This is a genomic window from Terriglobales bacterium (assembly GCA_035561515.1).
In the GTDB taxonomy this organism is placed as follows: Bacteria; Acidobacteriota; Terriglobia; order Terriglobales; family Acidobacteriaceae; genus DATMXP01.
In genome coordinates, this window is the sequence record DATMXP010000022.1 from 42,185 (window position 1) to 57,294 (window position 15,110).

The following is a 15,110-nucleotide window of genomic DNA, read 5'->3' on the forward strand; positions in this document are numbered from 1 at the left end:
CGCATCCAATTGCCTATGAAAGTTCGCAAAGCCGTTTTCCCCGCTGCCGGGCTTGGTACCCGGTTTCTTCCCGCAACGAAAGCGCAACCGAAAGAAATGCTTCCCCTGGTGGATAAGCCCATCATCCAGTATGGGGTGGAGGAGGCCATGGCGGCCGGTTGCGATCAAATCGTGATGGTTACCGGTCGCGGTAAAGTCGCCATCGAAGACCACTTCGACGTCAGCTACGAACTCGAGCACATGTTGCAGGAGCGCGGGAAAACGGATCTGCTGGCGGTCGTCCGGCAGATTTCGGACATGATTCACGTTTCCTACGTGCGGCAGAAAGAGGCGATGGGCCTTGGGCACGCGGTGCTGACCGCGCGTGAGTTGATTGGCAACGAGCCTTTCGCAGTGCTGCTGGCCGACGACGTGATCGATGCCGAAGTTCCCTGCCTGAAACAAATGATGCAGGTCTTCAATGAAACGCAGTCGTCGGTCATTGCGACGCAGGTGATCGAGGGCGAAGCGATATCCGCATACGGAGTGATCGCCGCAAAACCGGTCCACGGCAAATTTGAGGGCAAGCTGTTTGAAATTACCGATTTGGTCGAAAAGCCAAAGCTCGAAGAAGCGCCTTCGAATATGGCCATTATCGGGCGGTACATACTTACGCCACGAATCTTCGAGATGCTGCAAAATACGCCCCTGGGCCGCGGCGGCGAACTGCAGCTTACCGACGGAATGCGGCAATTGCTGAAGCACGAAAAAATCTACGGGTATGTGTTTGACGGCAAGCGTCACGACACCGGAGACAAGCTGGGCTTCCTGAAGGCGACTGTGGAGTTTGCGCTGAAGCGGCCCGACTTGAAAGACCAGTTCCGGACGTGGCTGAAAGAAATTCCCCTGTAGTGCCGGACTCACAACAGAAGAAGAGGAAATATGCGCACACTTGGAATTGCTTTGCTTATGCTCCCCCTGCTTGGAATCACGTGTATGACACAAGAGAAGAAAGATTCGAATCCTGTGCCTGGAGAGAGTGAACTTAAAACGATGACGGCGAGATTCTCGCCGACGCCAATTCGAGTGGACACTTCGAAATTGAGTGAAGGCGATAAGAAGGCGCTGGCCAAGCTGGTTCAGGCCGCCCGTCTGCTAAACCCACTGTTCATGAAGCAACTCTGGGAGAAGAATCTGGCCACGTGGGAAACGGTGAAAAGTGATGCTACGCCGCTGGGTAAGGCTCGCGCCGAGTACTACTGGATTAACAAGGGGCCGTGGTCGGCGCTTGATGAGCAGATGGCATTTATGCCCGGCGTGCCGGAACGCAAGTTGCTGGGCGCGAACTTCTATCCGGAGGACATGAGCAAGGTCGACTTCGAGACATGGGTGAAGACTTTACCGGAAGCCCAGCAGACTGAGGCTACCGGGTTTTTCACGGTTGTCCGCCGGGATGAGAAGAACAAACTGAAGTTGGTTCCCTACAGCGTGGAGTACAAGCCTGAGCTGGAACAAATCGCGGGCTTATTCAAGGAAGCTGCCGGCCTTACGACGAATGCCACTCTGAAGACGTTCCTCGAGACACGCGCGGCGGCATTCCTGTCGAACGATTACTACGAAAGCGACGTGGCATGGATGGATCTCGATGCACCGATCGATGTAACGTTCGGTCCCTACGAGACCTACAACGACGAACTTTTCAATTACAAGGCGGCCTTTGAGGCATATGTCACGCTTCGCGACGACGCTGAGACGAACAAGCTGAAGGCTTTTACGACGCACCTACAGGAGATCGAGAACAATCTCCCAATCGATCCGCGATTCCGAAATCCGAAGCTGGGCTCGACGGCAGCGATCCGCGTTGTGAACTCCGTATTCAGCGCGGGCGATGGTGACCACGGCGTCCAGACCGCAGCGTTCAACCTGCCAAATGATGAGCGGGTGGTTGCGGAGAAGGGCGCGAAGCGCGTGATGCTGAAGAACATCCAGGAAGCGAAATTCAAAAGCGTGCTGATGCCGATCGCGGATCAGATGCTGACAAAGCAAGCGCGCGCTGATGTCGCTTTCGAGCCTTTCTTTACGCACATTCTGGCGCACGAATTGGTTCATGCACTCGGACCGCAGCAGATTACGGTAGCGGGAAAGAAAACTTCTCCGCGTCAGCAACTGAAGGAACTGTACTCTTCCATCGAAGAAGCGAAAGCGGATGCGACTGGCCTGTTTGCACTGCAGTACATGATGGAGAACGCAAAGCGGTTGAAGATGGATGGCGTCTTGAAGAGCGGAGAGGTCGCGGAACGCCAGATGTATACGACGTTCCTGGCATCGACATTCCGCACCCTACGATTCGGTATCACCGAAGCGCATGGGAAAGGCATGGCCTTCCAGTTCAACTACCTCATGGACAAAGGCGGGTTCGTGCAGAATCCGGACGGCACCTTTGCGGTGGACTTCAAGAAAATCAAAGGGGCTGTGCGGGATCTTACGAACACGCTACTGATGCTTGAAGCGAACGGCGACTACGCGGCGGCGAAGAAGATGCTCGACGAGATGGTGGTGATCCGGCCAGCCACGCAGAAGGCACTCGACAAACTGAAAGGTATTCCGGTGGACATCGAACCGAGATACTTGACTGCGAACGAGATCGCTCCGGAAAACGAGACGGTAAAGGCCACAGGTCACGAAAGCCCGAAGCAGAAGTAGTTCATCCTGTAAAAAGATGCCCGGCGAGATGCCGGGCATTTTATTTTATGGATGAAGATTAACGCTTGCGACCATGAAGCTTGATGGAAGCGACTGCGCTCACAGCGACGGTAGCCACAGGGTCGGCACCACAGCACCCGGACGCTTCTCCCGCGAGAACCGAAGCCAACTTCGACCCGAAGATGACTTCGGGGATGGTCACGTCTGAAAGCCCTGCTTCATGGGCTTCGCGGACGTATTCGCCCATCGGCAACGCGCCCGAAATACATCCGACATAAGCGCTGACGTCGTTCTTGATCGTCTCCGGCAATTCGGCCAGCAACACGATGTCGCTAACGGCAAAGTGGCCTCCGGGCTTAAGAACGCGGGCAATCTCACGGAATACGGCCGGCTTGTCGGGACTGAGATTGATGACGCAGTTGCTGATCACCAAGTCCACGGTGTTGGATTCGACCGGCAACGATTCGATCTGCCCTTTCCGAAACTCGACATTGGTAGCGCCAAGATTGACGGCATTCTCACGTGCACGGGCCAGCATATCGTCGGTCATATCGACACCGATGACTTTCCCGGTAGGTCCGACTCTGCGCCAGGCGAGGAAGGCGTCGAATCCCGCACCGCTGCCGAGATCGAGAACCGTCATGCCAGGCTGAATTCCCGAGAGGGCGAGAGGATTGCCGCAGCCCAGGCCCAGGTTGGCATCACCGGCAATTCTGAGGTCTTCGGCGGTATAACCGATTGCCGCTGCAACCGAATCCTTGGATCCGCAGCCGCAACCCGATACTTCGCCTCGAGCGACTGCCCCGTACTTTTCCTGCACAGCTTCCAAAACCTGAAGTTTTTCCATAACCGTCCTTTCGGGAACTATATTCGCATTTGCGAATATAGGCAAGCCGTAGTATATTTGTCAAGGCGAATATATACGTGCCTTAAAAAATATGGGGACCGACATGGAAACGCTGCTGCGGGCGCTTAGCGAAAAGGTGCGCTTGCGGATTCTTCACCTGATCGGCGACACGGAGCTGTGCGTGTGTTTCTTCGTGGAATCCCTGCAACTGCCACAGCCCACGATCTCTCGACATCTGGGTTATTTGCGCCGCTCCAACCTGGTGTCTGCGCGGCGTGAAGGTCTGTGGATGCACTATCGCGTGCAAGTCCCCGGTGATCCACAGGTAGCCCAGGTCCTCAGGGATGTCATGAGGTGGTGTGACTCGCAGCCTGACATGCAGAAAGACCGCCAGCGGTTGACGCAAGCGTGCTGCGCGCCAGAAAAGTTTGTAAAGCTCGAAAACGTGCCACTGCCGAAGCCGGTCGGCAAGCAGTAACTGCCTGGTTGATAGGGACGCGAGACCGTTTCTATTACAATCGAAAGTTCTATGTTGCGCTTTTCCACTGCTGGGGAATCTCACGGCGAGAGCCTGGTAGCGCTGCTCTCGGGTTTGCCTGCTGGTGTGCCTGTTGACCAGGCCTTTCTCGACCGCGAACTCTGGCGTCGTCAACAGGGATACGGCCGCGGCGGTCGGATGAAGATCGAGCGGGACACGGCCCATATTGTTTCGGGCGTGCGCCACGGAAAGACAATCGGCTCTCCCATTGCGATTCTTCTGGCGAACCGGGACTGGCAGAACTGGCAGGAGATTCTTCCGATCGAGACGGGCGATCCCTCAAAGCACAAGCGTGTGGCTTCGCCACGACCTGGGCACGCAGATCTGGCTGGCGCTCTTAAGTACAACTTCACGGATGCTCGCTACATTCTGGAACGCGCCTCGGCCCGCGAATCTGCGGCACGCGTAGCGGCCGGTGGAATAGCAAAGCTGTTTCTGCGGGAACTCGGTATTGAAGTTTTGAGCCACGTGATCGCAGTCGGGAATACGACGCTGAAGCGCGAAGCAACGTGGGAAGAGATTGTTGCGCTGAACACGCGAGACGAAATCCTGCTGAATTGCGTGGATGGCGAGACCGAGCAAGCGATGAAGGCCGAAGTCGACGGAATCTATCGCACCGGCGACACGCTTGGTGGGGTATTCGAGGTTCGCGCGCATAACGTCCCGGCTGGTCTCGGCACGCACGTGAACTGGGACGAGCGCCTGGACACGTTGTTGGCCGGCGCAGTCATGTCATTGCAGGCAGTAAAGGGCGTCGAGATCGGGTATGGCATTTCGGCCGCGACTTCGCCGGGCTCGCAGGTTCACGACGAAATCACCTATGATGCGAAGAACAGCTCAGGGCAACTGACGGGCTTTCGGCGCAAATCGAACCGCGCAGGCGGACTCGAGGGCGGCGTATCGAATGGCGAAGATATCCTGGTACGCGGGTACTTGAAACCGATCTCCACATTGCGCAGGCCGCTTGAATCGGTGGACTTTGCGTCGCGCGAACCGGTAAAGGCCGCTTACGAGCGCTCGGACGTGTGCGTGGTGCCGGCAGCGGGAGTGGCGGCAGAAGCTATGGTCGCCCTGATGATCGCACGCTGTGCCGTGGAGAAATTTGGCGGCGACTCGATGACAGAAACACTGCGCAATTTCCAAGGCTACTGCCAACAGCTTCGAAACTACTGATGATCTATCCCATCGTTAAATACGGCGACCCGGTCCTGGAACAGCAGGCCGAGACGATCACTGAATTCGACACGCCCGAATTGCACAAACTGATCGAGGACATGTTCGAATCCATGTACGAAGCGCACGGGGTTGGGTTGGCAGCACCACAGATCGGCATCTCCAAGCGCATTGCCGTGATCGACGTATCCTTCAAGGAGGACCCGTCGGCGAAGCTGGTGTTGATCAACCCCGAGATCATTCATCTGGAAGGCAAGATTTCACAGTCGGAAGGCTGCCTGAGCATTCCGGACTTCCGCGAGAACGTGAGTCGGGCGAAGAAAGCAACGATCCGCGCCCAGGACGCCAAGGGCAAGTGGTACGAAAAGACCGGGGACGACCTGCTGGCCCGCGCCTTTCAACACGAAATCGATCACCTGCACGGCAAGCTTTATATCCATCGGATCAGTGGTCTGAAACGCGACCTGATGAGGCGCAAGATTCGCAAGCTCGAACGCGCCGGAGAATGGAAGTAGGCTGCTATGCGCGTGGTGTTTTGCGGCACCCCACAGTTTGCCGTGCCAAGCCTGCGTGCGTTGCTCGATAGCGGATTCGAGATCCCGCTCGTCGTGTCGCAGCCTGATCGTCCCAGCGGCCGCGGCATGCAGATCACGCCGACACCGGTGAAGGAACTGGCCTTGTCCCGCGGCGTGGAAGTAATGCAGCCGGAAAAGATCAAGAACAACCAGGAATTCCGTGCACGGCTGGAAGCGATCAGGCCGGATGCAATCGTCGTGGTTGCCTATGGCCGCATCATTCCGCAGTGGATGATCGACCTGCCGCGGTTCGGCAATATCAATGGGCATGCATCATTGCTTCCGAAGTACCGGGGAGCTGCGCCAATCCAGTGGGCGATCGCGATGGGCGAGACAGTGACCGGGGTTACGACGATGAGAATCGACGCCGGACTCGACACCGGCGATATGCTGCTTAAACGGGAGCTTCCGATCACGGCGGATGATACGGCTCTGACCATAGCTCCGAAGCTCGCGCAGATTACCGCGGAACTACTGGTGGAGACTCTGCGTGGCCTGGAAGATGGAACTGTGACCCCCACTCCGCAGGATCATTCGGAAGCGACGCTTGCGCCGATTCTGAAGAAAGAGGACGGTCAGATCGATTTCCAGCGAACCGCGACTGACATCTGGAACCGTTTGCGAGGGTTTCAGCCCTGGCCGGGCGCATACTGCACCTATCGCGGAAAGAAGCTCAGCGTAACTGCAGCGCGTTCATTACCGTCTGGAACGGCAGTTCTCGAGGCTGGAGAACTTCGGGTCGATTGCGGACAGATGCTGGTTGGTTGCGGGCAGCTAAGTACGCTGGAACTGCTGGAAGTACAACCGGAAGGCAAAAAGCGAATGTCGGCGAAAGACTTCCTGAATGGCTACAAGCCGACCAATGGCGAGAGACTCCAATGATCTCACCGGCCCGTGATGCAGCACTCGACATTCTGCTGCGAGTGGAACATCACGGGGCGTTTGCGTCGGAGTTGATTCACTCCGAACGTCTCGAAAAGCTAACCCCACAAGATCGTGGCCTTTGTATGGAACTTGTCCTGGGGGTGCTGCGCTGGCGCTCTCGCCTGGATGAAGTGCTCGCGTCGGTTTCGTCACAAAAGCTTTCCAAGCTCGACCCGGAAGTGCTGGAAGCGTTGCGGCTGGCAGCGTACCAGATCGGATTCCTCGATCGCATTCCGCCACACGCTGCGGTTAACGATAGCGTGGAACTGGCAAAACGCAAGAAGAAGCGGTCGGCGGCTCCGTTTGTCAATGCAGTGTTGCGCAAGCTCGTTTCAAAGAAGGCGGATCTGGGTGCGCAAGATGCGCCGGTTGAGAATGCGCGAGATCTGGCGCGGAAGTATGCACATCCCGACTGGATGGTGGAGCGGTGGGTGCGCCGCTACGGTTTCGAACTGGCTGAGCGCATTTGCCAACATGACCAGAGCGTTCCGACAACATCGATCCACGTGTCGGACGACTCGGCAATCGGGGAACTTTCATCGGCTGGCATCACGCTAGGACCCGGCCAGCTGATTAAGCGTTCGCGACGAGTAGTGACCGGCGATGTTACGAAAGAGCAGGCATTTCTGACGGGCCGTGTTGCCATCCAGGATGAAGCGTCGCAACTTGTTGCGATGCTGGTCGGACGAGGCGAGCGCCTGCTTGACTGCTGTGCGGCTCCCGGCGGTAAGGCGGCCATACTCGCGCAAAGGAATGTGGCGTCGCAAGTTGTAGCGACGGAGATCCATGCGCATCGGGCGGCGGCGATGGAGCGGCGACTGAAGGGGAACCCGAATATTCGGGTGATGACCGCTGACGCAACCCAGCTTTCAGCCGACATGGTGTTCGACCGTGTTCTTGCCGATGTTCCATGCTCGGGTACGGGGACGCTGGGGCGGAATCCCGAAATCAAATGGCGTATGCAATCAAGCGATCTGGACGATCTTCACGCTCGGCAAATGTCGATTCTTAGGTCGGCATTGAAGCATGTAACCAGAGGCGGCCGGGCGGTGTATTCCACCTGTTCGCTTGAGCCGGAGGAAAACGAGCGGGTAGTCGAACAGGTTTTGAGGGAAAATAGTGAGTATCAGGTGCAGGATATGGCTCTCGAGCTAAAACAGTTACGCGGCGAGGGCGAACTGCTGGATGTTCACATCCAATCCTTGTTGGATGGTCCCTTCCTGCGAGTAGTTCCGGGCGCTTTCGGGACCGACGGATTTTTTGCTGCGATGATTGCAAGAGTGAGCTGAACTCGCGTTCAGCAGAACAGGGCCGAGACAAAGCTTTCGTGTGTATAAGTTGTCACGGGTCTTCGGGAGGTGTCAGTTGTTCGTTCGAGTTACTGCACTGATTGCCACTTTATCTCTGGTGTTTATGCTCGCGGGTTGCGGCGATTTCTTCGTATCGGGAGACTCGCTGCAAACCATCACGGTAACTCCAGCTTCCACGCTGACGCCTACTGGGCAGACGATCAATCTGACGGCGAACGGCGTAACGGTCGACGGTGTTGGGAAAGACGTAACTAGTACAGCGAAATGGACGTCGTCGTCCAGCAACGTTGCGACTGTTAATGCCGGAGTCGTTACGACGGTTGCGGCAGGGACGGCAACCATCACGGCTGAAGCCGATGGCGTCGAGGGATCGGCGAAGATCACCGTCACGAACAGCGCCCTTCAATCGATCTCGATCACCCCAAATAACAGCACCGTTTTTCAGAGCCAGGGGACTGTTCAATTCAAGGCGACGGGAACTTTCGAAGACAACTCGACTGCTGATCTGACCAATAGTGTCACCTGGACCAGCGGCACAACGTCGGCGGCCACCATCAACAGTTCGGGACTCGCAACACTCGTGGGCTTCGGGACGACCAGCATTACGGCGAAGATCAACACCAGCACGGGAACGGTCACCGGAACAACAAACTTGACGGTTCAGTAGAACTACAACCTCAACAAGGCCGCAAGTACGGCTTCATCCTCTTCCGGGCTAACGGTGCGGAGGTCGAGCACGAGCCTGTCCTCGTCCACTCGCGCGACTACCGGGGGGTGGCTATGGCGCAGTTCATTGGCGAGGTGATCCGCGTTTTGTCGATCGGACGAGATCCCGAGCAATACGGTAGGGAGTGTCGATCCCGGTGCGGCGCCCCCGCCGATCACCGATTCGCCCTCGAAAAGTTGAACGCGAAGTTTCGTATTCGAGAGCCGAGCCGCGATACTCTCGGCGCGTTCGCGTATCGCGTCCGGAGAGAGACGCATCATCCGAACGGCGGGAATGGCGTTGAAGTCGCCCTTCGTATATGCGAGCAACGTGGCCTCAAGGGCGGCCAAAATCAACTTGTCCACGCGTAGCGCACGGAAGAGCGGATTGCTGCGGATCCGCGATACCAGTTCCGGTGTTCCACTGATCACGCCGGCCTGGGGGCCGCCCAGCAATTTATCGCCGCTGTAGGTAACGAGGTCGACGCCTGCGCGGATGCTGTCGCCGACACCGGGCTCATTGGCGATTCCGACTTCGCGAAGATCGAACAGCGCGCCGCTGCCGAGATCCTCCATCACAGGGATGCCATGCTTACGGCCGAGGGCCACCAATTCTTCCAGAGAAGGCTGTTCGGTGAATCCGACGATCTGGAAGTTCGACCGGTGCACGCGCATCAGCAACTTGGTTCGATCGTTGATGGCGTGCTCGTAATCGCTGATGCGAGTCCGGTTGGTGGTGCCGACTTCGCGGAGGCTTGCGTTCGATTTCGACATCACGTCCGGAACACGGAAGGAACCACCAATCTCGACCAGCTCGCCGCGTGAGACGATTACTTCTCCGCCTTCCGCGAGAGTGTTCAGGGCGATCATTACGGCAGCGGCATTATTGTTCACCACGATGCTGGAGATTCCGCGATCATCAGAGAGATAGGGCATCAACAGACGCGCAAAAAGCCGATCGACATGAACGTCGCGCTTACCCCGTTCGCCTGAATCCAGATTGAACTCGAGGTTGGAAAAGCCAGTAGCCGTTTCGGCGATGTGCTGGAGTGCTGTTTCCCCGAGCGGAGCGCGTCCGAGATTGGTATGCAGAATTACTCCCGTGGCATTGATTACCCGGCGCAGCGAATAGGCAACGGAATGTCTGACTTGCCTTTCGACCACTGCGCTCAGGTTCGACAATGCAAGGTCGACGCCGTGCGCATTCACAGCGCCGGACGCAATCGCTTCGCGAACCGAAGCCAACACCGAGCGTGCCGCTTCTGTAACGGCACTATGACCTTCGCTTTCTATAATCGCCGCGAGCTGTGGACTACGAAGCAGCTCATCGACTGAGGGTAACTTCCGGAACAGGTCTGCCTTGTCGGAAATCTGCACCCAGAGAGTATAAGAGCAATCGGCCCTATCCGTCAGAACGGCACCAGGCTTCGCTACAATACGGCTCATGCGCAAGTTTTTCCGGCTGGTGCTGATGGCGATGATCCTGGTGACCGTGGCCGTAATGTCGGCGCTCACGGCCATGCGGATTGCCATTCATGGGCGAGAAACCACTGTCCCCAACTTCGCCAAGCTCAGTACGTCTGAAGCGGAGCGCCTGGCCATGGACAACGGCCTGCAAGTTGCGATTGAAGGACAGTTTTATAGCCCGGACGTGCCTGAAGGCCGCGTGGTTTCCCAGATGCCCCCGCCCGGTTCTCGGGTTCGAAGAGGATGGCGCGTGCGGCTGGCACAAAGCCTGGGACCTCAGCGGGTTGTGATCCCGGATGTCACCGGACAGAGTCCACGAGCCGCCGAGTTGAACGTGCGGCAACGGGGCTTGGAGTTAGGAACCATAGCGCAAGTATCCCTGCCGGACATGCCAACGCAACAAATCGTAGCGCAAAGTCCCCCAGCCAACGCCCAAGGCGTTCAATCGCCCAAAGTGAGCGTTTTGATGGCTGCTGACCCTCAACCCACGGAGTACGTGATGCCGAACTTCGTCGGGCGTCCCCTGGCTGAAGCAGTCTCAAAGATCGAAGGAGCGGGTTTTAAAGTGCAGCGCGTGTATACGGAACAGGAAGTGAACCCGCTACCTACGCCGAAGGACACACCACCAGCGACTACGATCGTCATTCGGCAGAACCCGGCGCCGGGCTACAAAGTGACTGTCGCGACGCCGGTTGAAATGGAAGTTAATCGCTAATCCGCCACGGTGGAGCAGAACTCATTTAGCTCCAACGGCCGCCTCCTTCACCGAAGGAAGGCCTTGCAACCGTTTCTGAGCTAAGACGTAAGTTGCACCCGGATCCGGCTCGTACTTCTCCTTCCAATGCACACGCTTGTAGCAGGCCATCGCAGCATCCGGCTGACCGTAAATTTCAGCGATACGGCCGAATACATACCAGAGGTTATCGTCAGGTTCATCCATTCCATTGTCGTCCATGATTCCAAGAACCAACTGGCGGGCCTCACCGGCGTTTCCGTTTTCCGCATAAATCGAAGCCAGGGTGTGGACAATACCGTAGCCCTTCTGGATCGAGATCCCGCGCCGCAGGTGCTGAATGCCCTCTTCAGTGATCTTGCCCATCAGCAGTTCATTCCAGCCAAAAAGATTCATGTCTTCAGCGGTGGAATCACTGGAAGCCAGTAGCTTTCTTAGGATGTCGTTCGCCTCCTCCAGCTTTGATTGAGAAGAATACAAGTACGCAAGTTGCCGTTGCCCCACGGCATCATCCGGCACTGATGAGAGTCGGGACTGAATCGCCTTGTTCCAAGTATCCCAATCTTTAAGTTTTGCGCACGCCGCTCCCAGAAGAAGAAGAGCACTGTCGGACTTTGGGTAAGCGGCCAACAATCGAAGTGCGCTTGCGCGTAACTCGGTGAAATTGTATGAAGCGGTGTAAGCCGTAGCGAGTGAGCGCTCAAGAAACGCCTTTGTCGAATCACTCGTGGCTTTGTTTCGAGCTTCGATGAGCTGGGGTACCCACCTCTTCGAATCCTCACGTTTCCCTACGGCGCTCAGCGCTGCGGTTCGCATGGTGTTCAGATCCGCTTTGTCTCCTCGTGTCCATAACCGCGGGAACATTTCACCGGAGAGGGGATCGTCGCCACTTCCAATACTAATGTCACTGCGAGCCCAATCCAGCAGCTTGCGCGCACCCTCCGTATCACCCCGATCCAGCCGCCCAAGTGCTTCTGCGGCGAGGTCTTCCACCGCCTCCGACCCAAACGCCAGCAATCGGTACTCCCCTTGTTCCCGCACCACATAGCCAACCTGGTTCTTTGAACCCACCGCTTGCATCGTGATCCGGTATCCGGAGTTGTCATCGCCCTCCATGTGGAACTGTGCGTTGGAAAGTCCCAAGTCGATGATTGTTTCAGGTGGCAATCCCGATTTCTTCAACGTGCTCCGAGTAGCGCCCGATTCTCTCCTGGAACGAGATTTTTCGAGCAGTTCGTCGGGGGTGAGACCGCGCATTGAAAGGGCCGCAACCAGCTTGAAAATGTTCTTCCCTTCAGGATTCTTGATGGCTTCGACCATTACTTTCTGGAGCACCGAACGGGGATCGCTGTCCGGAAAGATAACCTGTTGGTAGGGCTTCGTTCGGCGAAGCAGGTCGGCCCTCTGCAATGTGCCCGCCGAGTCAGGCTGTCCTTTGCTGCCGGCAGCGAGCATCTCTGCGCATTCCGGATACTTGCGCAACCGCAACAGATAGTTGCCGGCCGTCACGAGCACGTTGCTGCGAGAGTTCTCATCGGAAGTAATCTGCATTGCCTTCTCAAGAGCAGCAGCGGTACCGGCTTGTCCAACAATCGCGACGAGCAGCATTGCTCGATGCGTTACGTCCATGCTTACATTCGCAAGTTCTTCCTGCAGTTCCTTAAAGCGGCTCGCATACATGAGGTCAAACAACAGGTTGTTCTCGTAGCTCTTCGCCGTCTTCGGTGACAACTTACCAATCTCGCGCCACTCGGCAATCGCGTCGTTCAACTGGCTGCTCGGAGAGTATTGATACCCTTCGCTGCCATGTTCATAAAGGATGGCGAGGTCCAGACGGTACTCCATTTCGTCGGGAACCAGTTCCTTAGCCTTCTTGTAAGCAGCAACTGATCCAGCGTAATCAAACCCTTTCTGCAATCGTCTGCATACCAGATCATGCTGCAGAACCCACCCCAGCATCTGGTACGCACGCGCGGAAGTTGGTTCAAGTAGCGTTGCCTCTCGCGCGTATTTACGGGCTACTTCGCAGAGACCAGCACCTAACATCGCACTGGCAAGTTGGATTTTGTGGAGCGCTTCCTTTGGATGCGTTGCGGCAACCTTCTCGAACTCTATTAGCCCCTCTCGAATCTTGCCCGAGGTCATCAGGAGGTGGCCGGCGTTCCCCAAATTAATGGTGATTGCGCTTCGTCCACGGAACTGTCGCAGTGCACTGCGGAGTGACTCGGACTCAACGGCGGTGTACCGTCCCTTTACCGTGTCGAAGCGGTAATTGGCCAGAACCGATCCATCCGCCGCTTCCGAATAAGTTGATGAGAACGTCGCTGGACCGAACTGCTCTTTTGTGTTTTCCGGCAGCGCACGTACCTTAAAGCCAATGGGTGGAACCACTCGGTAATGCCATTCGGTAATGAATGGCGTGAAAACAAAGTCGGCTTGGCGAGGCTTTTTCTCTTTGTCAGCTTTCTCTTTCTCGCTGAGCTCTTCGTCTTCTCCCCGCAAATAACTTGGGAAGCGACTAGTGATGTCCCCCGGCAATACGGCAACTACGGCATCATCCAGATCAGTGAAACCGCGGCGCCCTTTTCCTACTTCCAGCTTCAATTGGAAGGGTGTGTTCAGGTCCGCTGCTTCCGAGTATGAGTACGCTGTGAGTTTTTCGGCCAGATACGTTGAGCTTACGTAATCAGTCAAACCCTCTTTCAGGTCCTTGCTTTCCGACGCCGGGTAGTACGACCTGTAGTTCGCTTCCGCGATGCCCGACGGCAAGGACGTTTCCACGATTTTCGAGGGTCCGTACTCAGCCAAGAAGAATTCGCGTTTCTCCAGCAGCAGGTTGTCCTCAGGCTTGTTTTCGGGAATTCGCACGAGTTCGGTCGTGCCCTCACGAACGATTAGCGACAGGCGTCCCGCATCGCTCGGCGGAATAGGACCGACCTGGTATCGCGAGGCAGTTGCGTCGATCCATATGTCCGGAGTTCCCGGAACGTAAACGATTGCATGATCGAAATCCATTGCTGGCAGATGCGGCTCGTTATCCTCGCCCGGGCCGGTTGTCAGCAATGCTAGATGAGCTGGAACGCCCGCTGCACGGAGCATTGCCACCAGCAATGTCGCCTTGTCCTTGCAGTCGCCGTAACCCCGCTTCAGAGTCTCACCGGGAAACGCCGGAATCAGTGCGGCGTCGGCAAATTCGACGCCGGTGTAGCGCACATTTTTGTGCAGTAGGGCAAACAGCTTCTTGATCTTCTGTTCGCGGGAATCGGTTGTTTTTATACTTTTCCGGACCAGGGATTCGACATCCGCGAGCCGAATTTTCGCCTCAACGAGGGCGTTATAAGTGTCGGCGATCTGTTTCCAGGATGACCCAGTCGAAAAGGCCAAGTAAGGAGATGCAGGGATATCACCCGGCAAATTGTCCTCAGCTTTCTCAAGCATCTCCATTCTGCCTTGCTCGAAGCGGTATTCGACAGTTTCGTCTGTTTGTTTCTTCTCCATGGCGATGTTAGGCAGTAGCCTGGTTACATATTTCACTGGTAACGATGCTGGAGCACTGATAAGGACCACAGTGCGCTCCACTGGCCCGTAACGAGAACCGACACGCACTGTCCGACCGATCCCTCCTGCGAAAAGCGGTTCCCGATCACGGATCACGATTTCCTGTTCAACGATGGAACCAACGGAGACTGAGGGTATCGGTCCTTGGTAAAGCCGATTGTCGTCGTATACGTTGGCCTCGCTGTCATCGCTGGTAGGTGCGTCAACCAGGACTTTGGGATCCAGAACGTGCTGGGAGCCATCTGGATTGATCACCCGCACGCGAATCTCTGGTCTGTCCTGTCGCCATGGTGAGTAGTAAACAGACACGGATGACCAGTCTTCGACGGAGTCTTGAGACTCAATTCGGAAAATGCGGTGCACCTTATAAGTCAAGCGGCTTTGCGCATCGAGTTGGAACGTGTATTCAGCGAGGGATGTCGCAATCTCAGCTGATTTATCCGCCTTTACATCCGCAGCACTTTCAAGAAGCTGACGAGGAGTTGCTGAAAATCCATTGTTCTGGTTTTCGGATGCACCGCAAAGCAAGGAAAGACCAAAAGCGCAGGTGAGGATGCAAGCTATGGTTCGTGACATGAGGGGCCTTTAAAGAGCGAGT

12 protein-coding genes are annotated in these 15,110 nt (G+C 56.4%); 9 read left to right on the forward strand and 3 right to left on the reverse strand.

Features of this window, described 5'->3' with window-relative positions; genetic code table 11:
• Positions 1-15: 15 nt before the first annotated feature.
• Both galU and VN577_09705 read left to right on the forward strand, forming a co-directional pair.
• Positions 16-891 (forward strand): UTP--glucose-1-phosphate uridylyltransferase GalU, encoded by an 876-nt coding sequence (gene galU, locus VN577_09700; protein HWR15093.1) that lies wholly within the window; start codon positions 16-18, stop codon positions 889-891.
• A gap of 30 nt (positions 892-921) precedes the next feature.
• The gene (locus VN577_09705; GenBank protein ID HWR15094.1) at positions 922-2,682 is read left to right on the forward strand and encodes a hypothetical protein; all 1,761 of its coding nucleotides are present in this window, start codon (positions 922-924) and stop codon (positions 2,680-2,682) included.
• A gap of 58 nt (positions 2,683-2,740) precedes the next feature.
• Here the strand turns inward: VN577_09705 and arsM are convergent, their stop codons facing one another.
• Positions 2,741-3,529 carry an arsenite methyltransferase gene (arsM, locus tag VN577_09710; GenBank protein HWR15095.1) on the reverse strand — a complete coding sequence of 263 codons (789 nt, stop codon included), beginning with the start codon at positions 3,527-3,529 and terminating at the stop codon, positions 2,741-2,743.
• Positions 3,530-3,632: 103 nt separating this feature from the next.
• On the opposite strand from arsM, the gene VN577_09715 reads away from it, so the two are divergent.
• From VN577_09715 to VN577_09740, 6 genes are all read left to right on the forward strand, one after another.
• Positions 3,633-4,007: a metalloregulator ArsR/SmtB family transcription factor gene (locus tag VN577_09715; protein ID HWR15096.1), complete on the forward strand. Its 375-nt coding sequence runs from the start codon at positions 3,633-3,635 to the stop codon at positions 4,005-4,007.
• 51 nt (positions 4,008-4,058) lie between these two features.
• Positions 4,059-5,240: a chorismate synthase gene (gene aroC / locus VN577_09720; protein ID HWR15097.1), complete on the forward strand. Its 1,182-nt coding sequence runs from the start codon at positions 4,059-4,061 to the stop codon at positions 5,238-5,240.
• Positions 5,240-5,755, forward strand: a complete 516-nt coding sequence (gene def / locus VN577_09725) for a peptide deformylase (protein HWR15098.1) — start codon at positions 5,240-5,242, stop codon at positions 5,753-5,755. The genes aroC and def overlap by 1 nt, the downstream gene beginning before the upstream one ends.
• 6 nt (positions 5,756-5,761) lie before the next feature.
• Positions 5,762-6,697 (forward strand): methionyl-tRNA formyltransferase, encoded by a 936-nt coding sequence (gene fmt, locus VN577_09730; GenBank protein ID HWR15099.1) that lies wholly within the window; start codon positions 5,762-5,764, stop codon positions 6,695-6,697.
• Positions 6,694-8,028: a 16S rRNA (cytosine(967)-C(5))-methyltransferase RsmB gene (rsmB, locus tag VN577_09735; protein ID HWR15100.1), complete on the forward strand. Its 1,335-nt coding sequence runs from the start codon at positions 6,694-6,696 to the stop codon at positions 8,026-8,028. Before fmt ends, rsmB begins: the two co-directional genes overlap by 4 nt.
• A gap of 76 nt (positions 8,029-8,104) precedes the next feature.
• Complete coding sequence (locus VN577_09740; GenBank protein HWR15101.1) at positions 8,105-8,716, forward strand: Ig-like domain-containing protein; 612 nt, start codon at positions 8,105-8,107, stop codon at positions 8,714-8,716.
• 2 nt (positions 8,717-8,718) lie between these two features.
• Here the strand turns inward: VN577_09740 and selA are convergent, their stop codons facing one another.
• Positions 8,719-10,200, reverse strand: a complete 1,482-nt coding sequence (selA, locus tag VN577_09745) for an L-seryl-tRNA(Sec) selenium transferase (GenBank protein HWR15102.1) — start codon at positions 10,198-10,200, stop codon at positions 8,719-8,721.
• Here selA and VN577_09750 point away from each other — a divergent pair.
• Positions 10,199-10,936 carry a PASTA domain-containing protein gene (locus VN577_09750; GenBank protein HWR15103.1) on the forward strand — a complete coding sequence of 246 codons (738 nt, stop codon included), beginning with the start codon at positions 10,199-10,201 and terminating at the stop codon, positions 10,934-10,936. The genes selA and VN577_09750 overlap by 2 nt on opposite strands.
• A 21-nt stretch (positions 10,937-10,957) precedes the next feature.
• On the opposite strand, the gene VN577_09755 is transcribed toward VN577_09750, so the two are convergent.
• Positions 10,958-15,088 carry a DUF3857 domain-containing protein gene (locus tag VN577_09755; protein ID HWR15104.1) on the reverse strand — a complete coding sequence of 1,377 codons (4,131 nt, stop codon included), beginning with the start codon at positions 15,086-15,088 and terminating at the stop codon, positions 10,958-10,960.
• Positions 15,089-15,110 lie beyond the last annotated feature (22 nt).

Bases quoted from the DNA above. Each gene is read 5' to 3' on its own strand.
- arsM (HWR15095.1), bottom strand. From the start codon at position 3,529: ATGGAAAAACTTCAGGTTTTGGAAGCTGTGCAGGAAAAGTACGGGGCA.
- def (HWR15098.1), top strand. From the start codon at position 5,240: ATGATCTATCCCATCGTTAAATACGGCGACCCGGTCCTGGAACAGCAG.
- galU (HWR15093.1), top strand. From the start codon at position 16: ATGAAAGTTCGCAAAGCCGTTTTCCCCGCTGCCGGGCTTGGTACCCGG.
- VN577_09705 (HWR15094.1), top strand. From the start codon at position 922: ATGCGCACACTTGGAATTGCTTTGCTTATGCTCCCCCTGCTTGGAATC.
- VN577_09715 (HWR15096.1), top strand. From the start codon at position 3,633: ATGGAAACGCTGCTGCGGGCGCTTAGCGAAAAGGTGCGCTTGCGGATT.
- fmt (HWR15099.1), top strand. From the start codon at position 5,762: ATGCGCGTGGTGTTTTGCGGCACCCCACAGTTTGCCGTGCCAAGCCTG.
- rsmB (HWR15100.1), top strand. From the start codon at position 6,694: ATGATCTCACCGGCCCGTGATGCAGCACTCGACATTCTGCTGCGAGTG.
- selA (HWR15102.1), bottom strand. From the start codon at position 10,200: ATGAGCCGTATTGTAGCGAAGCCTGGTGCCGTTCTGACGGATAGGGCC.
- VN577_09750 (HWR15103.1), top strand. From the start codon at position 10,199: ATGCGCAAGTTTTTCCGGCTGGTGCTGATGGCGATGATCCTGGTGACC.
- VN577_09755 (HWR15104.1), bottom strand. From the start codon at position 15,088: ATGTCACGAACCATAGCTTGCATCCTCACCTGCGCTTTTGGTCTTTCC.
- aroC (HWR15097.1), top strand. From the start codon at position 4,059: ATGTTGCGCTTTTCCACTGCTGGGGAATCTCACGGCGAGAGCCTGGTA.